This window comes from Actinomadura macra NBRC 14102, from assembly GCF_001552215.1.
In the GTDB taxonomy this organism is placed as follows: domain Bacteria; phylum Actinomycetota; class Actinomycetes; order Streptosporangiales; family Streptosporangiaceae; genus Spirillospora; species Spirillospora macra.
In genome coordinates this window covers 552,363-571,703 of record NZ_BCQT01000010.1, presented here as the reverse complement: position 1 = coordinate 571,703, position 19,341 = coordinate 552,363, and the positions used below count along the sequence as shown (strand labels likewise).

General features: G+C 72.6%; 16 protein-coding genes. 12 read left to right on the top strand and 4 right to left on the bottom strand.

Going from position 1 to position 19,341, the window contains the following annotated elements:
* Nucleotides 1-147: 147 nt before the first annotated feature.
* Complete coding sequence (locus AMA02S_RS19415) at nt 148-1,800, top strand: HAL/PAL/TAL family ammonia-lyase (RefSeq protein ID WP_067460510.1); 1,653 nt, start codon at nt 148-150, stop codon at nt 1,798-1,800.
* A 78-nt stretch (nt 1,801-1,878) separates the two neighbouring features.
* Here AMA02S_RS19415 and AMA02S_RS19410 read toward each other — a convergent pair whose 3' ends face one another.
* The 4 genes from AMA02S_RS19410 to AMA02S_RS19395 are packed head-to-tail and all read right to left on the bottom strand — an operon-like array spanning nt 1,879 to nt 5,503.
* Nucleotides 1,879-2,973 carry an acyltransferase domain-containing protein gene (locus AMA02S_RS19410; protein ID WP_157430702.1) on the bottom strand — a complete coding sequence of 365 codons (1,095 nt, stop codon included), beginning with the start codon at nt 2,971-2,973 and terminating at the stop codon, nt 1,879-1,881.
* A 5-nt stretch (nt 2,974-2,978) separates the two neighbouring features.
* On the bottom strand, nt 2,979-4,115 hold the full coding sequence (locus tag AMA02S_RS19405) for an inositol-3-phosphate synthase (protein WP_067460503.1): 1,137 nt from the start codon (nt 4,113-4,115) through the stop codon (nt 2,979-2,981).
* 2 nt (nt 4,116-4,117) lie between these two features.
* Nucleotides 4,118-5,230 (bottom strand): DegT/DnrJ/EryC1/StrS family aminotransferase, encoded by a 1,113-nt coding sequence (locus AMA02S_RS19400; RefSeq protein ID WP_067460500.1) that lies wholly within the window; start codon nt 5,228-5,230, stop codon nt 4,118-4,120.
* 3 nt (nt 5,231-5,233) lie between these two features.
* A complete protein-coding gene (locus AMA02S_RS19395) occupies nt 5,234-5,503 on the bottom strand; it encodes an acyl carrier protein (RefSeq protein ID WP_067460497.1) in 270 nt (89 codons plus the stop codon).
* A gap of 131 nt (nt 5,504-5,634) precedes the next feature.
* On the opposite strand from AMA02S_RS19395, the gene AMA02S_RS19390 reads away from it, so the two are divergent.
* The 11 genes from AMA02S_RS19390 to AMA02S_RS19340 all read left to right on the top strand — a co-directional run bounded on the left by AMA02S_RS19390 (nt 5,635) and on the right by AMA02S_RS19340 (nt 19,341).
* Nucleotides 5,635-6,540, top strand: coding sequence for an inositol monophosphatase family protein (locus tag AMA02S_RS19390; RefSeq protein WP_067460494.1), 906 nt, complete (start codon nt 5,635-5,637; stop codon nt 6,538-6,540).
* An 81-nt stretch (nt 6,541-6,621) separates the two neighbouring features.
* Complete coding sequence (locus AMA02S_RS19385) at nt 6,622-7,281, top strand: response regulator transcription factor (RefSeq protein WP_067460491.1); 660 nt, start codon at nt 6,622-6,624, stop codon at nt 7,279-7,281.
* Nucleotides 7,282-7,424: 143 nt separating this feature from the next.
* Nucleotides 7,425-8,075, top strand: a complete 651-nt coding sequence (locus AMA02S_RS19380; RefSeq protein ID WP_067460488.1) for a sulfotransferase family protein — start codon at nt 7,425-7,427, stop codon at nt 8,073-8,075.
* A complete protein-coding gene (locus AMA02S_RS19375; protein WP_067460485.1) occupies nt 8,075-9,424 on the top strand; it encodes an MATE family efflux transporter in 1,350 nt (449 codons plus the stop codon). The genes AMA02S_RS19380 and AMA02S_RS19375 overlap by 1 nt, the downstream gene beginning before the upstream one ends.
* 70 nt (nt 9,425-9,494) lie before the next feature.
* Nucleotides 9,495-10,535, top strand: a complete 1,041-nt coding sequence (locus AMA02S_RS19370; RefSeq protein ID WP_067460482.1) for a type III polyketide synthase — start codon at nt 9,495-9,497, stop codon at nt 10,533-10,535.
* A gap of 3 nt (nt 10,536-10,538) precedes the next feature.
* Nucleotides 10,539-11,306 carry a thioesterase II family protein gene (locus AMA02S_RS19365; RefSeq protein ID WP_067460479.1) on the top strand — a complete coding sequence of 256 codons (768 nt, stop codon included), beginning with the start codon at nt 10,539-10,541 and terminating at the stop codon, nt 11,304-11,306.
* A gap of 143 nt (nt 11,307-11,449) precedes the next feature.
* On the top strand, nt 11,450-12,856 hold the full coding sequence (locus tag AMA02S_RS19360; protein WP_169806852.1) for an arylsulfotransferase family protein: 1,407 nt from the start codon (nt 11,450-11,452) through the stop codon (nt 12,854-12,856).
* Nucleotides 12,853-14,250, top strand: a complete 1,398-nt coding sequence (locus tag AMA02S_RS19355) for a condensation domain-containing protein (RefSeq protein WP_067460473.1) — start codon at nt 12,853-12,855, stop codon at nt 14,248-14,250. The genes AMA02S_RS19360 and AMA02S_RS19355 overlap by 4 nt, the downstream gene beginning before the upstream one ends.
* Nucleotides 14,247-16,043 (top strand): glycoside hydrolase family 3 protein, encoded by a 1,797-nt coding sequence (locus AMA02S_RS19350; RefSeq protein ID WP_157430701.1) that lies wholly within the window; start codon nt 14,247-14,249, stop codon nt 16,041-16,043. Before AMA02S_RS19355 ends, AMA02S_RS19350 begins: the two co-directional genes overlap by 4 nt.
* Before the next feature lie 71 nt (nt 16,044-16,114).
* Entirely contained in the window at nt 16,115-17,515 is a 1,401-nt protein-coding gene (locus AMA02S_RS19345; RefSeq protein ID WP_218005031.1) for a toll/interleukin-1 receptor domain-containing protein, read from the top strand.
* Nucleotides 17,512-19,341 (top strand): SPFH domain-containing protein, encoded by a 1,830-nt coding sequence (locus tag AMA02S_RS19340; protein WP_067460464.1) that lies wholly within the window; start codon nt 17,512-17,514, stop codon nt 19,339-19,341. Before AMA02S_RS19345 ends, AMA02S_RS19340 begins: the two co-directional genes overlap by 4 nt.

Here is a 19,341-nt window from a genome sequence, read left to right as displayed (position 1 = left end):
CAGCCGCCGATCAGCCGGGCGACCAGCGGTTGAGCCGGGCATGCCCATCCAGGCAGCGCGTGAGCGCGGCGGCTCAGGGATTTTCCGCCGGCGGGCCCGCTGATCAGATTGCCGGTACCGCTGACGCTTCGAGAATGGGGTTTGCACATGGCGGACACGTTCCCCGCGCCGTATCCAGAACGGACCGAACCATCCCCGCTAGCGCTCGACGGCCACCGGCTGACCCTGCCCGAGACGGTCGCGGTCGCGCGGGGCCCGCACCCGCCGCGGACGGGCCTCGCCGACGACGCCGTCCGGCGGATGCGCACCACCGCCACGGCCAAGGACGACCTCATCGCGGCGGGCGTGCCGATCTACGGGGTCACGGCCGGTTTCGGTGACAGCAACACCCGGCAGGTCCACGGCGACAAGGGTGCCGCGCTCCAGGAGAACCTGCTGCGCTTCCTCAACTGCGGGACGGGGGAGGCGGCGGCGCGCGACGTCACCCGCGCGACCCTGCTGATCCGCGCGAACTGCCTGGCCCGCGGCTACTCCGCGATCAGGCCGGAGGTCGTCGACCTGCTGCTGGACTGCCTCGACCACGACATCCTGCCGATCATTCCCGAGCGGGGCTCGGTCGGTGCGAGCGGCGACCTCGTCCCGCTCAGCTACGTGGCCAGGATGCTGCTCGGTGACGGTGACGTGCTGCACGCCGGTGAGCGCCGGCCGGCCGCCGCCGCGCTGGCCTCCGCCGGGCTGACCCCGGTGGTGCTGGCGTCCAAGGAGGGCCTGGCCCTGGTCAACGGCACGTCCTTCATGGCCGCGTTCGCCGTCCTCGCCCTGCACGACGCCACCGAGCTGGCGTACGCGGCGGAGCTGTGCACGGCGATGGCCAGCCAGGTGCTGCTCGGCAATCCGGGGCACTTCGACGACTTCCTCTTCCAGCAGAAGCCGCACGAAGGGGTGATCACCAGCGCGCGGAACATCCGCGAGCTGCTGGCCGCCGCGCAGCCGGGCGGCCTGCCGGACGCCGACCGCGACCCGGCGGGCGACGACTGGGCGGGCGAGGGCTACCGCCGGCTGGAACGCCCCATCCAGGACCGCTACTCCATCCGCTGCGCGCCGCACGTCATCGGTGCGCTGCGCGACACCGTGCAGTGGGCAGAGCGGATGCTGGAGATCGAGGTCAACTCCTCCAACGACAACCCGCTGTTCCACCCGGACGGCCGCGTCCTGAACGGCGGGAACTTCTACGGCGGGCACGTCGGCCAGGTCATGGACTCGCTGAAGATCGCGGCGGCGAGCGTCGCGGACCTGCTCGACCGGCAGCTCGAACTCGTCGTCGACGAGAAGTTCAACAACGGGCTGACACCCAACCTGATCCCGCGCTACGAGGCCGGGAGCTGGGACGCCGGCCTGCACCACGGTTTCAAGGGGATGCAGATCAGCGCGTCGTCGCTGGTGGCCGAGGCGCTGCGGTGGACGACCCCGGCGACGTCGTTCTCGCGCTCCACCGAGGCGCACAACCAGGACAAGGTCAGCATGGGCACGATCGCCGCCCGCGACGCCCGCTCCATCGTGCAACTGACCCGGGAGGTGACGGCGATTCACCTGATCGCGCTCTGCCAGGCGGCGGACCTGCGCGGGCTGGAGCACCTGAGCCCGGCCACCGCCGCCGCGCACACCCTGGTCCGCAAGATGACCCCGTTCCTGGACGGCGACCGCCCCCTCCAGGACGACATCCAGCGGGTGGCGGAGGCCGTGCAGTCGAGCGAGCTGCGCCGTGCCGTCCGCGCCGAGGAGGCATCGTCCATCGGCTGAGTGAGCGGGAACGCTCGTGGCCCCCGGTCTCCGAAGGAGGAGACCGGGGGCCACTGGTTTCTGACGGTGCGACCCGTGTCAGGCGGGTTCGACCCAGAGCTGACGGCGCTGCCACGGCTGGGCGGGCAGGGGCACGGGCAGCCCGGCCGTCCGGACACGGGACCAGTCCGGGTCGTGTCCCGCGGTGTAGACGGCGCCGAGGGCGGCCATCAGCGTGTCCGGTTCCGGCTGCCGGCGTACCAGCGACGCCACGGCCGCCGCCGCGGCCCCCGTGGCGCTGATCGCGTCGGTGACCGCGGAGACCAGCAGCGGATGCGGACTGATCTCGACGAACAGGACCGGCCCGCCGCCCGACAGCGCGGCCCGGACGGCGGAAGCGAAGCGCACCGGGCGCCGCACGTTCTCCATCCAGTAGCCGCCGTCCAGCTCCGCGCCGTCGACCGGACGGTCCCACACCGTGGAGTGCAGCGGGATCCGCGGCGCGCGGGACCGTACCCCGGCGAGCGCGTCGTGCAGGTCCGCGCGGATCGGCTCGACCTGCGGGCCGTGCGAGGCGTAGCCGACCGCGACCCGGCGGGAGAACACGCCGCGCTCGCGCAGCGGCTCCACGATCCGCTCGATCGCGTCCGGGTCCCCCGACAGCACGGTGAACCGGTCGCTGTTGAGGACCCCGGCGCACACCAGCCCGGCGTCCTCGCCGATCGCCTCCTCGGCCTCCTTCTCGCCGAGCCCCACCGCCCACATGGCGCCGACGGCGCCCAGTTCGGCGAGCAGCACGCCGCGGCGGCAGACCACCGCCGCGGCGTCCGGGAGGTCCAGCGCGCCCGCGACGGTCGCCGCCGCGATCTCCCCCATGCTGTGCCCGATGACGAGGTCCGGTTCGATCCCCCAGTCGAGCCAGACCGACGCCAGCGCCACCTGGAACGCCCACAGCGTCGGCTGGATCTCCGCCACGGCCGACAGCGGGGCATCGTCTTCCAGCCGGCGGCGCGGCGACCAGCCGAGCTCCGCCTCGACGGCGGCGGAGCACGCGTCCAGCGCCTCGGCGAACACAGGGCTGGCCTTCAGCAGGCCCCGCCCCATGCCCACCCACTGCGCGCCCTGACCCGGCAGGACGAACACCAGCCGCGCCGGCCCGTCCACCCGATCGGTGATCCTGACCGCGGTGTCCATCGGCGTCAGCGCCCGCCGGGGTGCCCGGCGGAGTGCTCGCCGGCGGTCCACCGGACGAGCCGCTCCCGCGCGATCTGGTCCGACTCTTGTGCGACCGCGTGCGGCGGCGCCTTGAACAGCCACGCCGACACCCACTCGTCCACGGCGGTGTCACCGCGGTCCATCGCGAGCTTGGCGATCCGGGCGGCGTCGATGACGACGCCCGCCGAGTTCGGCGAGTCCGGGACGGTGAGCTGGATCTCCATCTCGATCGGCGCGCCGCCGAAGCCGCGCCCCTCGCAGCGGATGAACGCCTTCTTGGTGTCGCCGAGGAAGGGGACGAAGTCCGACGGCCCGATGTGGACGTTGTCGCCCGCGAGGTCGCCGTCGTAGGCGTCGGTGACCGCGGAGGTCTTCGACTGCCGCTTGGAGGCCAGCCGCTCCTGCTCCAGCATGTTGTAGAAGTCCATGTTGCCGCCGACGTTCAGCTGGTACGTCCGCTCCAGGCTGATGCCCCGGTCGGAGAACGCCCGGACCAGCGTGCGGTGCAGGTACGTCGCGCCGAGCTGGGACTTGATGTCGTCGCCGATGAGCGGCAGGCCCGCCTCGCGGAACGCCTTGCGCCAGCGGTCCTTGCGGGCGATGAAGACCGGCACGTTGTTGACGAACCCGACGCCCGCCGCGAGCGCGACGTCCGCCCACCACTCGGTGGCGTCCTGCGAGCCCACCGGGAGGTAGTTCAGCAGGACGTCGACCCGCGCGGCCCGGATCTGCTCGATGATCGTCTCGCGGTCGTCGCCGGTGCCGGGCTGGTCGGCGGCCAGCGTGATCCGCTCCCGGTACCGGAACCCGGCGCCGTCGAGCGTCGGGGCCCGCTGCACCCGCACGTCCGCGCCGAGCGGGAGCAGGTCGCCCTGCGGGATGCCGATGTCGAGGTTCTGCCCCGCGGCCCGCGCGGACCACAGGTCCTTGCCGACCTTCTCGACGTCGACGTCCCAGGCGGCGACGGGCTCCAGCGCCCCGGCGCCGTACGGGCCGACCTGGGGGAACATCAGCCCGGCCGTGAGGTCGGGCGAGGAACGGTAGTAGGCCGTCCCCTCCAGCAGGGCGCGGGCACAGTTCCCCACGCCGATGATGCCGACTCGAACGAGTGGAGTATCCATGTTCAGCTTCCCGCCATCGTTTCCAGGATGCGGCAGACCTGCGCTACCTCATCGTCGTTCCAGGTCATCGGGGGAGCGGCCTCCGTGCCGAGGCACACGGTTCCCGCGGCCACGGCCTCCGTCACCGGCAGGCCCCCGCTGCCGGTCACCTTGTCCGGGCCGCCGCCGAAGGCCGGGTGGCGGTGCAGCGGCACCAGCCCCCAGCGGTGCGTCGGTATCCCGGCCTCGTTCAGGGACCGCTCGATCTCGTCGGTCCGTCCGCGGTCCCATCCGGGGGCCCCGAAACGGATCTTGTGCCAGGCGGGACGGGCCGCCCCGCCGGCCGACTGCCGCCACAGGCCCGCCCGGTCCAGGGATCGGTGGACGCGTGCGGCGACCTGCCGGGCACGCGCCGCCCACCGGTCCAGGCGCTCAAGCCGGTGCGCGACCATGGCCATGGTCAGTTCGGTGGGCCGCCAGTTGTGCCCGCCCGCCCACACCACGGCGCCGTTCGAGCGCGACTCCCCGGCCGGGACGCCGTAGTCGCGCAGTTCCCGGAGCCGCCCCGCGATGCCGGCGTCGTCGGTGGTGACGGCGCCGCCGTCGGGCGCGGCGATGAGCTTGGCGGACGAGAACGACCAGGCGTGCGTGCCGGTCGCGCCGACGTGCCGGCCGTCCAGCGTGCTGCCGATCGACTGGCAGGCGTCGGTCAGCACGGGACGGCCCGCCACGCGCGTTCGGTCCAGCTCGTGCGGGACGCCGTGCAGATCGACGGCGAGCACGAGTTCGGTGTCGGGGACGTCCGTCCCGAGCGTGAGGGTGTCGGGGCGCACGTCGGCGAACACCAGGTCCGCGCCGATGTGCGCGGCGCCCGTGGCGGTCCCCGCGAACGTCAGCGCGGGGACCGCCACGCGGGTGCCGCGGACGCAGCCCATCGCGTGCAGTGCCGCGTGCAGTGCCGAGGTGCAGCTGTTGAACGCCACCGCGTGCGGTGCGCCCGTCAGCCGCTCCATACGGCGTTCGACCTCGGCGGTCCAGGGGCCGTCCGTCCAGAGGCGGGACCGCGCCACCTCGGTGAGGAGCTTCAGCTCCCCCTCATCGGGTTCGGGCGGCCAGCGCCGCTGCCCGAGGTCCACGGGTCAGTGCTCCTCGGCGGCCGTCTTGACCAGGAACTCCGCCAGCTCGTCGATCGTCGGGTGGTCCCAGGCCAGGGTGGGTTCCACGACGAGGCCCATCTGGTCCTCGATGTCGTCGCAGAGGGTCAGCGCGGCCATCGAGTCCAGGCCCTGCGCCTCGAACGTCGCCTCGGTGTCGATCTCGGCGGGGTCCTTCTCCAGGTACTCGGCGATCCGCTGGATCAGCCAGGTCCGCAGTTCGCCGGTGGACGTGGTCAGGGTCGACTCCGTCATCGGGCCTCCTCGCTCACTTCGCTCGTCTGGGGAGGCGGCCAGTGTCATCTCCGGTCCGGCGGTGACGTCACCCCTGACCCGCCGCGCTTGTGCACTGCCTGGATGGGCATGCCCGGCGTTAACGTGACCGGATGGCGCTTCCAGAAGACCAGAACGTGACCGCGGCGGCCCTGGTGGAGGTGGCGGCGCGGGCGGCCCGGAGGGCGGGCCGGGAGCTGATGTCCGTCTTCGGGAACACCGAAGCCGGCAAGGACGGCGCAGACGGCGCAGCCAGCAAGGACGGCGTGGGCGCGCGGGCGAAGGCGGGCACGCACGCGCACGACGTCGTCACCGACGTCGACGCCGCCGCCGAGGCGATGATCAGGGCGGACCTGGGCGAGGCCTTCCCGGACTCCGTCGTCATCGGCGAGGAGAACGGGACGGACGGGGCCGCGGGGTCCGGCGAGGCGGACGTGTGCTGGTACGTCGATCCGATCGACGGCACCCACAACTTCCTCAGAGGGCTGCCGCTGTTCTGCGTCTCGATCGGGGTGACCGTCCGCGGGGAGCCGGTCGGGGGCTGCGTCCACGAGCCCGCCCGCGACGAGACGTACACCGCTTTCAGCGGGCGGCTGCTGCGCAACGGGCGTCCGGTCGCGCCCCCGCCGCCGCGGCCGGTCCCGCTGGTGCTGACCGATCTGCCCCGCCCCGGTTTTCCGCCCGAGCCCGCCGAGCTGGACCTGTTCGCCGAACTGGTGACCGCCGCCGACGTGCGCCGGATCGGTTCGGCGGCGCTCGCGCTCGCCTACGTCGCGACCGGACGGGCGGACATGGCCGTCACGCCCGACGCGTACGCGTGGGACTGCGCCGCGGGCCGCGTCCTCGTCACCGCGTCCGGGGGCTCCTTCACCGCGGTGCCCGCCCCGTCCACCCGCCGGCCTGGGGCGTTCGCCGCCTGGCGGCCCGAAATGGCGGACCTCGGGACGGCGGTCGTTGGTGCGCTCGAAAGGTTGTCCTATCTCGACGGATGGCTGGAAGGCGACAACCCTCTGGCCTGACCGTTCGCCGGTGTCCTTTCATGACAGAGCGCCCCAGAACAAGGGCACCCCGCCCGTCATGAGAAGGAGAACGCGAGCGCGATGCCAGAGAACACGATTACCGACCACCTGAACGTCGTGATCTATGTGAAGAACGTGGTCGTCGGGCGCGGGCTGGAGGCCGTGCTGCACCTGCTGCCCCGCATCCGGTCGGTCAGCCACTGTACGACGCGGCCCTCGGCGGAGACGGCCGTCGCCGGGGGTGACGTGGACGTCCTCGTCGTGACGAGCATCGAGGGCGGCGTCGCCGCCGAGCTCGCCGCGGCGTGCCCGCGCACGAAGGTGCTGCTGCTGCTCGACGAGCTGGAGGCCGCGTCCGGCGCCTCGTTCGGCGGCGCCGCGATCGCCGACGGGTTCCTGATCCAGCAGGACCTGACCGCCCCGGCCCTCGGCGAGGCGCTGGACCGGATGATGCTCGGCGAGATGCCGATGCCCGCCAGGGTGGGACGGGAGTTGCTGGCCCGCGCCGGATCACCGGTGCCCGCCGGGTCCGTGCGGCCCGCCGTCCTCACCCCCCGCGAGACCGAGACGCTCATGCTGCTGGCCGAGGGGATGAGCAACAAGCAGATCGCGCGCCGCCTGTCGATCTCCGACCACGGGGCGAAGCGGCTGGTCACCAGCGTCATGCTGAAGCTCGGCGCGCCCAACCGGACGGCCGCGGTGGTGATCGCGATCAAGCAGGGCATGGTGTCGGCGGTCTGAGTGGGCCCGGCCATCCGGATATGCACTTTTGTTCCGGCTGGCCGCGCGGCCATCGGTGGCTTCCCCGCGCCCTCCTCCAGCCGCGAGCGTGGGCCGGGCCGGGCGGATGATCCGCCCGGCCCTGCGAACCGGAGGAAGGCGTCATGCTCGAAGTCATCGGTGCCGGGTTCGGCCGAACCGGCACGTTCTCGCTCAAGGCCGCCCTTGAGACCCTCGGCTTCGGCCCGTGTCACCACATGCTGGGAATGCTGGAACGCCCCGAGGAGATCCCGCTGTGGCAGCGCGCCGGAGAAGGCGCCCCCACCGACTGGGACCGGCTCTACAGCGGCTACCGGTCGAGCGTCGACTGGCCCGGCGTCCGCTTCTGGCGGGAGCTGACCACCCGCTACCCGAAGGCGAAGGTCGTCCTCACCGTCCGTGACCCGCAGCGCTGGTACGACAGCGCGCGCGCCACCATTCACCGCGCCGCCATGGACCCCGCTCCCGCGCCCACACCCGTGATCAGGGACATGAAGACGATGTCCCGCGCGGTCGTGTGGGACGGGCAGTTCGGCGGCCGGTTCACCGACCCCGACCACGCCATGCGCGTCTTCACCGAGCACAACGCGGCGGTGCGCCGCGAGATCGACCCGGACCGGCTGCTGGTCTTCGAGGTCGCCCAGGGGTGGGAGCCGCTGTGCCGGTTCCTGGACGTCCCCGTCCCCGACGCGCCCTTCCCCCGCTCGAACGACAAGGACGAGTTCGACTCGCTGCTACGCGAACACGTCACCGACGCCATGACGCCCACGACCTGATGACCGACTTCCGGCGGCAGCTCACCCGCCTCGCGGTGCCGATGGCGACCGCGCAGCTCCTCGCCATCATGGTCCCGATCATCATCGTCGCCATGCTGGGCTGGATGGACGAGCGGGCCATCCAGCTCCGCTCGCTCTACTTCCCCCTCGCGTTCCTGTTCTTCGCCGTCCAGATGGCCTTCGACGTCACCGGCCAGACGGTCACCGCGCGGCGGTCGGGACGCGGCGAGCACGACGTGGCGGCGACGGTGCTGACGGTGGGCGCCCTGTGGCTCGTCGCGGGCGTCGTGCTCGGCGGCGGCCTGAGCCTGGGCGCGTCCGCGCTCGGCGACGTCCTCGGCACCAGCGAGCAGTACAAGGGCGACTTCGCCCGGTTCCTGCGGGAGATGTCGCTGGCCAACCTCACCCTCGCGTGGCCGGTGGTGTGCTCGTCGGTGCTGCGCGGCAGCGGACGCGCCGGCGCCGCCGCGGTCATCATGGCGGTGAGCACCACCGTGGAGATCGGGGGGTTGGCGGTGCTGGGCTTCGGCCTGGACCTCGGCGCCACCGCGTTGCCGCTGGCCACCGGACTGAACGGCCTGGTCGCCGGCGCGTACGGCACGGTCGCGCTGGCGCGGCGCGGGCTGCTGAAGGAGTGGGGCTGGCGGCCGGAGGCCCTGAAGGTCCTGCTGAACGCGGGGCTGCCGGTGAGCCTGCTCAACCTCGTGATGTTCGGGATGAACTTCGCGTTCGTCATGATGCTGACGCCGTTCGGGCCCGACGTGGTCACCGGCTTCGCCACCGCCACCACCGTCCAGAACCTGGTCATCATGCCCGCGATGGTGCTCGGCTCCGCGTCGGCGATCCTGATGAACCAGCGGCTCGGCGCGGGCGGCGGCGCCCGGCTCACCCCGGTGCTGACCGCGGCGCTCCAGATCACCGCGCTGGTCTACGCGGTGATCGTCCCGATCCTCTGGCTGCTGCGCGGTGTGCTCGGCCATCTGACCGCCGAGAGCGACCGGGTCGCGCACGAGACCGCGCACTACATCGCGATCGTCGGCCCGAGCTATCTGGCGCTCGGCCTGGTGATCACCGCGTTGATGGCGCTGGAGCAGACCGGCGGCGCGCTGGTCTCGCTCGCCGGCGGCGTGATCTACGTGTTCGGGTCCGTCGCGTTCGGCGCGCTCGCCAGCTCCGGCGCCAGCGGCCCCACCCCGCTCTACCTGACGATGAGCGCCATGAACGCCTGCGGGGTCCTGGCCATGATCGCGGCGCTGGCGTACACGCGCCGCCAGGACGGGCGCAGGCGCACACGGGGGCCGGACCCCGTCCAGGGCGCCGTCGCACAACCCGTGGCGGGGCTGGACTGACCCCGCTTTCCCTGCCCACGTCCGCCTCCCCGCACGAACTCTGTCTCTCCGCACAATGAGAGGTCCCGTCATGCCCACAGCCCGGATCACCAGCATCGCGTTCACCTCTCCGCCGCAGGTCAAGATGGAGGAGTTCGCCGAGCTCCTCGCCGGTGACCCCGGCGGCGAGCATGTCGCCGAGATCGTCCGCAACTCGGCGATCGACGCCAAGGGGATGGCCGTCAACCCTTTCGCAGACGACCCGCGCCGCTGGGGCACGGCCCGCCGGATGGCGGTGAGCCTCGCCGAGGCCCGGTCGCTCGGCCGGGAGGCGATCGAGCAGGCTTTGGAACGTGACGGCCTGCCGGTCGAGGAGGTCGGCCTGCTGGCCACCGCCACCACCACGACGCACTCGGCGCCCGGCCTGGACGCGCTGGTGCACGAGACCGGGATGCGGTCCGGCACCGAGTTCCAGTCGCTCGGGCCCATGGGCTGCTACGCCGCGCTGCCCGCGCTGTCCACGGTCCGCAACTGGGTCGAGGTCCACGGCCGTCCGGCCGTGCTGCTCTGCGTGGACCTGTTCTCCCCGCACCTCCAGCCCCCGCCCTACGACAAGGAGGGCGCGGTGGTGTTGACCCTCTTCGGCGACGCGGCCTGCGCCGTCGTCGTGCGTCCCGGGGCGGCGGGAAGGCCGGGCCTGGACGTCATCGGCACCGAGATGCTCTACGTCCCCGAGTTCGCCGACGACCTCCAGGTCCACCTGGGGGAGCGGGGCCTGCACATCAGGCTCGCGCCGACCATGCCCGACGTGACCGCGTCGGCGGTGGCCGTCCCGACCGACCGCATGCTCGCCCGGCACGGTCTCGGACGTGCGGACGTCCGCTGGTGGGCGCTGCACCCCGGCGGGCGCCGCATCATCGACCGGGTCAGCGAGGAACTGGACCTGCCCGCCGACTCGGTGGAGGTGTCGCGTGCGCTGATGCGCGAGTACGGCAACACCGCCGCGCCCGCCGTCCTCGGCGTCCTCGGGCGCCTTCAGGACTCGCTGCCGCTCGGCGCGGGCGAGCACGGCGTCGCGCTGGCCTTCGGGCCCGGTGCCACCATCTGGGCCGTCCTCCTGCGCGGCGCGTGACCCGTGGCCACCGCATCCAGAACAGCTGGCACGACCGGCACGACTGGCACGACCGGTACCGGGTGGTTCCGCCGCTTCCATCCGGCCGGCGCGGACGCGCCCCGGCTGCTCTGCTTCCCGCACGCCGGCGGCGCGGCGAACACCTACCACCGGCTGTCGGCGGCGCTGAGCCCGGACGTCGAGGTCGTCGCCGTCCAGTACCCCGGCAGGCAGGACCGTCACCGTGAACCGGTACGCACCGACCTGCGGGAGCTCGCCGGGCAGATCCACGCGGAACTGCCCGGCCTCGGCGCCGCCCCCGCCTCCTACTTCGGCCACAGCATGGGGGCGGTGGTCGCCTTCGAGGTCGCGCGGCGGCTGACGGTGACGCCGCCGGTGCTGTTCGCCGCCGGACGGAAGGCCCCGTCGCGCAGCGCCCAGGAGCGCGTCCACCCGATGTCGGACGAGGAGATCCTCGCCGACGTCGAGCGGCTCGGCGGCATGGACGCCCGGCAGCTCCAGAGCAGGGCGCTCACCCGGATGGTCCTGCCCGTGCTGCGCGGCGACTACCAGGCGATCGACACCTACACCTACGAGCCCGGACCGCCGCTGGCCTGCCCGGTGGTCGTCCTCGCCGGCGACGACGACCCGATGACCCCGGTCGAGGACGCGCTCGCCTGGCAGGCCCACGGCGCGGAGGGCGGCGAACACCACGTCCTGCCCGGCGGCCACTTCTTCCTCGACGCCCACCACGACCGGATCGTCCAGATCATCCGCGACCGGCTCCGGTGATCTTCAGGACACCCATCCGTCCATGCACATCCCGCCGACCGTTCGCCCGTCCATCCGAGACTGCCGACACGCCGCCCGCGCCTTCGACGATGGCCTGAGCCCCGATCGCGGGGACCGCCCGACAGCCCAGAGGAGAGCCACGCGTGATCCCGACGAACGAGCGCCTCGCCCCCGGCGAGGCGGCGACGCGGACGGCCCCGGCCCGTCCCGTGCCCCTTCCGGACCCGCCCCGGTTCGAGGTGCGGCGGAACCGGCCGGGGGCCGCGCCCGGGGTGTACCTCACCACGCCGCAGAGCCCGCACGCCCTCACCGCCCCGCACGGCCCGCTGATCATCGACGGTGCCGGCCGGCCGGTGTGGTTCCATCCCGTCCCGGACGGTGAGCTGGCCGCCGACCTGCGCGTGCAGCAGTACCAGGGCCGTCCGGTGCTGACCTGGTGGCAGGGCACCTTCCACGACATGAGCCACGGCCGGGGCGTCTGCCACGTCGCCGACGAGCAGTACCGGATCATCGCCACGGTCTCCGGGTCGGCGCCCGCCGACCTGCACGAGTTCAAGCTCACCCCGCGCGGCACCGCGCTGCTCATGCAGTACGTGCCGCGCGAGACGGACCTGAGCGCGGTCGGTGGGCCCCCGTCCGCGACCATCCTGGACGGCGTCGTCGAGGAGGTCGACGTCGCCACCGGCGAGGTCGTCTGGCGGTGGAGCAGCCTCGACCACATCCCGGTGACCGAGTCGGACCTGCCGTACGGCCTGCTGCCGGAGCCGTACGACTACCTGCACCTCAACTCCGTCGACGAGGACGCCGACGGCGACCTGCTGATCTCCGCGCGCTACACCTCCGCGCTCTACAAGGTGGACCGGCGGACCGGCGAGATCGTCTGGCGGCTCGGCGGCCGGCAGAGCAGCTTCCCGCTCGGCGCCGGCGTGCGGTTCGGCTGGCAGCACGACGCGACCTGGTCCGCGCCGGACGTCGTCAAGCTCTTCGACAACGCGACCGTGGACATGTGGCCGGGCTGGGAGTCGCGCGTCGCCTGGGTGCGGGTCGACGCCGCACGCGGGGAGACCGAGCTCGTCCGGCAGGTCGTGCACCCCGAGCACCTGTGCACGACGCGCGAGGGCGCCGCGCAGGAGCTGCCGGGCGGCGGCACGGTCGTGGCGTGGGGACCGATCGGCCGCATGTCGGAGTTCTCCCCGGACGGGGAACTGCTGTTCGACGCCGCGCTGCCTGAAGGGGAGTGGAGCTCGTACCGGGTCTACAAGTCGCCCTGGGAGGGGCATCCGGAGGAGCCGCCGTCCGCGTTCGTCCGGGACGGATCGGTGCACGCGGTCTGGAACGGCGCGACGGGCATCGCCCGCTGGCGCGTCGCCGCCGGCAGGTCCGCCGACACCTTGGAGCCGGTGGCCGAGGCGCCGTGGGACGGGCTGGACACCGCCGTCCCGCTGCCCGTGAACGCCCGCGAGGCGACGCATGTGCGGGTCGATGCGCTCGACGCCCGCGGCGCCGTCGTCGACTCGTCCGCCGTCGTGGCCACGGGGGCGGGACGATGACCGAGATCACCCGGCACCGCGTCCCGTTCCACGGCACGCGCGCCACGACCGGCCCGCTCACCTGGGGACAGCTGGAGATGTGGTCCGAGGCCGTGATCGGCCAGGAGGGCGTCCCCACCTTCGCCAACATGATCAACGGTGGGCCGTTGCCGCCCGGCACGACCGTCGAGGCGGTGCTCGCCGCGCTCGGCCGGCTGATCGAGCGGCACGAGTCGCTGCGCACCCGCTACCGGCTCGACCCGTCCGGCGACCCCGTCCAGGAGGTCGTGCAGGCGGGCGAGGCGGAGTTCGAGGTCGTCGCCATCGCACCGGACGCGAGCGCCGCCGAGATCACCGGCAGCTGGTGGCCGTACCTGGACCAGCCCTACGACCTGGCGGACGGCCTGCCGTTCCGCGCCCGGATCGGGACGGTCGAGGGCGAACCCGTCTCGATCCTGTTCGGCATGTCGCACCTGTCGTCGGACTTCCTCGGCGCGAGCGTCCTGTACGGCGAGCTGGCCGGGATGCTGGACGGGCAGGAGCCCACGGGCCCCGCCCTCCAGCCGGTCGACCTCGCCGAACTGGAGGGCTCCGACCAGGGGCGGCGCGTCCTGGAGCGGGCGATGGGCCACTGGAGGGACGAGCTGTCCAAGGCGCCGTCCACGATGTTCCACACGCCGGGCGGCGCGCCGGAGGAGCCGCGCTACTGGCGCGGCGGGATCCGCTCGCAGGTCGCCGCGCGGATGCTGGTGAAGGCGGCCGAGCGGACGGGCATCGGCACGTCCTACATCCTGCTCGCGGCGATGGCGGTCCTCGTCGGGCGGCTCACCGGCCGGGACCGCTGCTCGGTCCGCGCCGTCGCCAGCAACCGCGGCAGGCCCGAGTTCCGCCGCGCGGTCGGGAACCTGAGCCAGGAGACGCCGCTGGTCGTCGACCTCGGCGCCGACACCTTCCAGGAGGTGCTGGAAGGGGCCCGGGTGGCGTCGCTGAACGCCGTCCGGCACGGCCGCTACGACCCGCGACGGGTGGCGGCGATCGTCGACGCGCACGCGGTGGAGCTGGACGTCTGCTTCAACGACCTGTGGACGCCCGCCCGGGGCCCGGTGGGTCCCGAGGAGGTGCCGCCCGCGCTCACCTCGTTCGAGTGGGAGGAGAAGGTCGACCGGGCGAGTGTCTCGTTCTTCCTGGAGGCGTTCACGGTCCCCGACGACCCGGCGGCGATCCGGCTCAGCCTGTTCGCCGACACGGCGCACCTGCCGCCGGACGGCATCCGCGCCTACCTGGACACTCTCGAAAGGCTGCTGACCGTGCTCGCCGAACGCGACGTCCGGCTCGACGAGATCGACCCCGGCGCGCTCGACCCCGGCGCGACGGGCCCGGGCGCCGTGTGGCCCCTGCCCCACCCGGTCGCATGATGGGCGACAGCGATGTGACGACCGCGGTCCTGCCCTACCGGGACGCGACCCTGCCGGTCGAGGACCGCGTCGAGGACCTCCTCGCCCGGATGAGCCTGGACGACAAGATCGGGCAGATGACGCAGGCGGAACGGCTGGAGAGCGACGAGGCCGACGTCACCGCCTACCGCCTCGGCTCGGTCCTGTCGGGCGGCGGGTCGGTGCCGGAGCCCAACGTCCCCGAGGCGTGGGCCGACATGTACGACGCCCTTCAGCGCGCGGCGCTGCGGACCCCGCTCGGCATCCCCATCCTGTACGGGGTGGACGCGGTCCACGGCCACGCCAACGTGGTCGGCGCGACGGTCTTCCCGCACAACATCGGGCTCGGCGCCACCCGCGATCCCGATCTCGTCCGGGAGATCGGGGCGGCGGTGGCCCGCGAGGTCGCCGGCACCGGGATCACCTGGAACTTCGCGCCGTGCCTCGGGGTCGTCCGCAACCCCAGATGGGGCCGGACGTACGAGTCGTTCGGCGAGCTGTCGGAGCTCCCGGTGGCCATGGCGTCCTACATCACCGGGCTCCAGGGCGGCCCGCGCGTCGGCCCGCCGCCGTCGGTGATGGCGACCGCCAAGCACTTCCTCGGCGACGGCGGTACCGACGACGGCGACGACCAGGGCGACACCCGCCTGCCCGAGGCCGAGCTGCGCGCGCTGCACCTCCCGCCGTTCCTGGCGGCGCTGCGGTTCGGCGTCGGCTCGGTGATGATCTCGCTCAGCGCGTGGAACGGCGTGAAGGTGCACGGTCACCGCTACCTCATCACCGACGTGCTGAAGGACGAGCTGGGCTTCACGGGCATCGTCGTGTCCGACTGGAACGGCCTCGACGAGATCTTCGGCCGCGAGGAGTTCACCGGCGAGGAGGTGCGCGCCGCTATCAACGCGGGCATCGACCTGGTCATGGTCCCCGAGCGGTGGCGCCGCTTCATCGACGTGCTCCGCGACGAGGTCGTGGCCGGGCGGGTGCCGATGTCGCGCATCGACGACGCCAACCGCCGCATCCTCACCAAGAAGTTCGAGCAGGGCCTGTTCGAGCACCCGCTGACCGACCGTTCCCATCTCCCGGCGATCGGGTGCGCCGACCACCGCGCCCTCGCCCGGCGGGCGGTGGCGGCGAGCCAGGTCGTGTTGAAGGACGAGCACGGGCTGCTGCCCCTCGCCCCCGGCCCGCGGCGGATCTTCGTCGCGGGACGCGCCGCCGACGACATCGGCATGCAGTGCGGCGGCTGGACCATCTCCTGGCAGGGGTCGCCCGGCCCCATCACCCCCGGCACGACGATCCTGGAGGGCATCCGCGCCGCCGCGGGACCGGACGCCACGGTCGTCCACGACGCCGGCGGCGCGGGGATCGACCCGTCCTTCGACGTCGCCATCGCCGTCGTCGGCGAGGAACCGTACGCCGAGGACGAGGGCGACCTCCCCGGCGCCATGGGCCTGGACACGGCCGACCTGGAGACCCTCGCGCGGCTCCGCGACGCGGGCGTCCCGTTGATCGTGGTGCTCGTCTCCGGCCGTCCGCTGGACATCGCCGCCGAGCTTCCCGGCTGGGACGCGCTGGTGGCGGCCTGGCTACCCGGCACCGAGGGCCACGGCGTCGCCGACGTCCTCTTCGGCGCTGTGCCCGCGACGGGACGACTCCCGGTCACCTGGATGCGCAGCGCCGAGCAACTCCCCATCGTCGACGGCGACGGCCAGGACCCCCTCTTCCCCTACGGTCACGGGCTGTCCCTGCGGGCATCGGGCGAGGTGACCGGATAAGGCAATAAGGCGCGATCAACCTCACGTGCCGGAATGGGCCGTCTACGCTGGTGGCGACGTCAATTCCGGACGTGAGGGGGCGCGATTTGGCCGAGGTCTACCTCGCGTACGGGCGAGCGGACGCAGCATGGGTCCGGAAACTGTGGCGCCACCTCGACCGGCTCGGGATCGATGTGTTCTTCGACGAACTCGTCCTGCCGGGCGACGGTGTCGTCCACACGCTGGAACAGGCCATCTGCGACACGACCTCGGGAATCGCTGTTTTCGGGCCCGGGCTCGCGAGCGACCGATGGGCGCTCACCGAATACGCCGCGCTTTTACGATCATGCACGGAAAAGGGATTACGGTTCGTTCCCGTCACGTTCGGCGGCGCGCCGATACCGCCTTTCGCCCGGGACTGGGGCTGGATCGATTTCGCCGACGGCGGGGACTTCGACACCCGCGCGGACGAGGTGGCCCGCGCCCTCCGCGATGAGGCCCCGGCGGACGGTATGCCGGAGGAAAGGGTGCTGGCCGAACCGCCCCGGCGCCTGACCGAGCCGCGGCGGCGTTCCGTCGTCGTGTGCTACGCCCCCGCGGACGCCGAGTACGGCAGGCGGCTGGTGGAGCGCGTCCACGAGGCGGGCCTGCCGGTCTGGTCGGTCCGGAGCCTGCGTCCCGGGGACCGGCTCGTCTGGACGACGCGCCAGCAACTGCGCTACGCGACGGTGGTCGTGGTGGTGATGTCCCCGGCCGCGCAGGACTCCGAGGACGTCACCCGCATGATCCTCGAAGGCCAGTGGCACGAGCGGCCCTTCTTCCCCGTCCTGCTCGCGGGGAACCGGCACTACCTGCTGGCCAACCTGTGGTGGGCGGACGCGCGCACCGGCGGGCCGCTCGACGACGGGGCGCTCGCCCAGCTCGTGGCCCTCCACGAGGCGGCACTCGCCGGACGCCCCCTGCCGCAGCCCGAGGTGGTGACAGAGCCCTCGCGCGCCGCCCCGTCCGTCCACGTCCCCACGTCGGTCTCGCTGGACCGGCTGCGCGCGGCCCTCGCCGAGCACGAGACCGAACACGCCGACCTGCTCACGACGTCGCTGCTGCTGGAGGCCGCGGACAAGCTCGACTTCGGCGTGCTGGGGCGCCGCGACGCCGGGAAGCTCTCGGCCGACCTGCTCGCCGGCGTCGACGCGCTGTGGGCCGCCGCGACGGACGGCCGGATGGGGTTCCGCGCCCAGGCGGCCATCGCCCCGGTCGGCGGCAAGAGGCACGCCGACTTCCTCACCCTGTCGACCAAGCTCGGCTGGCGCGCCTCGGCCGACGAGGCGGTCCCCACCTACCGCGAGTTCGCCGACCGTGCCCTAGGCCGGCCCGGCTTCTTCCCCACGCTGCGCAACCCGCGCGGCGAACAGCACGTGGACTGGTACGACGACTGGACCCAGACCGTGCTGACCGTCCATGCCCGGCTACGGGAATGTGGAGTCCGACCGTGATCCCCTTCTTCCTGTTCCTGCTCCTGACGGCCGGATCGGCCGGCGCGGGCTACCTGTACTGGCTGGGCCGCCACGTCGTTCCCGTCGACCACGTCGGCCTCGTCCGGCGCGAGTGGGGCCGCCCGCATCCCGACAAGACGTTCCGGGAGGTGGTGCCGAGCACCGCGCGAGGTGTGCAGTCCTACATCCTCCTCCCGCAGCGGCCGACCTGGCTGATGCCCTGGCTCTACACCGTCGAGCCCGTGCCGCGGATCCACATCCCGGAGAAGATGATCGGTGTGGTCATCGCGCGGGAGGGCAGAAGGCGTCCCACCGACCGGCGGGTGGCGCTGCTGCCCGAGCGAGTGGACTGCGATCACTTCCAGGACGCGACGGCGTTCCTACTGGGCGGCGGCGAGGAGGGACCGCAGGCGGTGACGCTGGCGGGCGGCTCCTCCTATTCCATCAACACCGCGCTGTTCGAGGTGCGGATCGTGCCGCGCACCTACGTACCGGACGGGTCGGTGGGCCTGGTGAAGGCCGAGGTCGGCCGGAACCGGGAGGCAGGGCAGCCGTTCGCGCGGCACGTCCCCTGCAACGACTTCCAGAACGCCACGGCCTTCCTACGGGGCGGCGGCGAGCAGGGACGGCAACTCGCGGTCCTGGCCGGGGGCACCTACTACGACCTCCATCCGGAGATATTCGAGGTGGTGACGACCGAGAACATCGGTTCGGGCCGGGAGGGGCTGGTCGCCACGCAGCTGGAGCTGACGTCCATCCCGGTGGGGCACACCGGCGTGGTGATCACCCGCGACGGCGCCGAGCCCGAGGAGAACGAGAAGGTCGGCCCGCCGGTGCCCGGCCACCGCAACTTCCGGCTCCCCTGGGAGTTCATCGCGCAGGGTGGTCGCCGCGGCGTGCAGCAGGAGACCCTCAAAGAAGGGTCGGTGTACGCCCTGAACCCTTGGTTCGTCCAGGTGCTGCTGGTGCCGACCTTCCTGCTCAACATGGAATGGAACATGAAGGACTCGGCCAAGAAGGGCAACTACGACGCCCGGCTGCACGAGCTGGACCTGGAGACCAGCCAGGGCATCCGGCTGCGGGTGGAGGTCTCGCAGTCCTTGCGGATCCCGCCCGCCGCGGCGCCGCGGCTGGTCAGCGAGTTCGGCAGCTCTCCCGACTCGGGACGGCTGGCCGGTGGCGCGTTGACCGATGATCCGCAGCCGGTCCAGCGTTTCGTGGAGCGAGTCCTAGGCGCCACCGTGGAGACCTACTTCGTGGAGATCGCGGCGGACTCCACGGTGAAGGAGTTCCTGTCCGGTATCGCCGACATCCGCGCCAACCTCCGCTCCCTGGTGCGCAACGCGCTGAAAGCATGGGGCGTGGACGCGGTGCGCACCAACATCGAACGCGTCAAATCGCTGGACGAGGTGTACTACGAGGAGCGGCAAGAGGTCTTCCGCGCGGCCACCCGCGGCGACGTCCTCGAAGAGCAGATCCAGCACGCCGAGGCCAAGAAGAAGATCGAATTCCAGCAGATGGAGATCGACAAGAAGCGCCTCATCCTCGCGATCGAGGCCGAGGCCGAACTGCTCGGGCTCGACCACGTCCGGCTCACCCGGATGATCGAGGCGATGTCCAAGCTGCCCGTGCCGTCCTACCTCAGCGGCGACCTGCCGGGATACCTGGAGTCACTGCCGACGAGCATGGTCCGCAACCTGCTGGAAAGGCTCCGCGTCGCCCCCGAGACGAAGGCGGTCACCGCGGGGGCCGCCGTCCCGCAGATCCTGTCGATCGGCGACGAGTCCGTCGAGCAGGACGAGCCATGGGACGGGGAGACCACCTGA

What these genes read in the sequence shown, in the direction of transcription:
- AMA02S_RS19355 (WP_067460473.1), top strand. Translation starts at nt 12,853, where the DNA reads ATGACCGAGATCACCCGGCACCGCGTCCCGTTCCACGGCACGCGCGCC.
- AMA02S_RS19410 (WP_157430702.1), bottom strand. Translation starts at nt 2,973, where the DNA reads ATGGACACCGCGGTCAGGATCACCGATCGGGTGGACGGGCCGGCGCGG.
- AMA02S_RS19380 (WP_067460488.1), top strand. Translation starts at nt 7,425, where the DNA reads ATGCTCGAAGTCATCGGTGCCGGGTTCGGCCGAACCGGCACGTTCTCG.
- AMA02S_RS19375 (WP_067460485.1), top strand. Translation starts at nt 8,075, where the DNA reads ATGACCGACTTCCGGCGGCAGCTCACCCGCCTCGCGGTGCCGATGGCG.
- AMA02S_RS19385 (WP_067460491.1), top strand. Translation starts at nt 6,622, where the DNA reads ATGCCAGAGAACACGATTACCGACCACCTGAACGTCGTGATCTATGTG.
- AMA02S_RS19370 (WP_067460482.1), top strand. Translation starts at nt 9,495, where the DNA reads ATGCCCACAGCCCGGATCACCAGCATCGCGTTCACCTCTCCGCCGCAG.
- AMA02S_RS19395 (WP_067460497.1), bottom strand. Translation starts at nt 5,503, where the DNA reads ATGACGGAGTCGACCCTGACCACGTCCACCGGCGAACTGCGGACCTGG.
- AMA02S_RS19350 (WP_157430701.1), top strand. Translation starts at nt 14,247, where the DNA reads ATGATGGGCGACAGCGATGTGACGACCGCGGTCCTGCCCTACCGGGAC.
- AMA02S_RS19405 (WP_067460503.1), bottom strand. Translation starts at nt 4,115, where the DNA reads ATGGATACTCCACTCGTTCGAGTCGGCATCATCGGCGTGGGGAACTGT.
- AMA02S_RS19390 (WP_067460494.1), top strand. Translation starts at nt 5,635, where the DNA reads ATGGCGCTTCCAGAAGACCAGAACGTGACCGCGGCGGCCCTGGTGGAG.
- AMA02S_RS19415 (WP_067460510.1), top strand. Translation starts at nt 148, where the DNA reads ATGGCGGACACGTTCCCCGCGCCGTATCCAGAACGGACCGAACCATCC.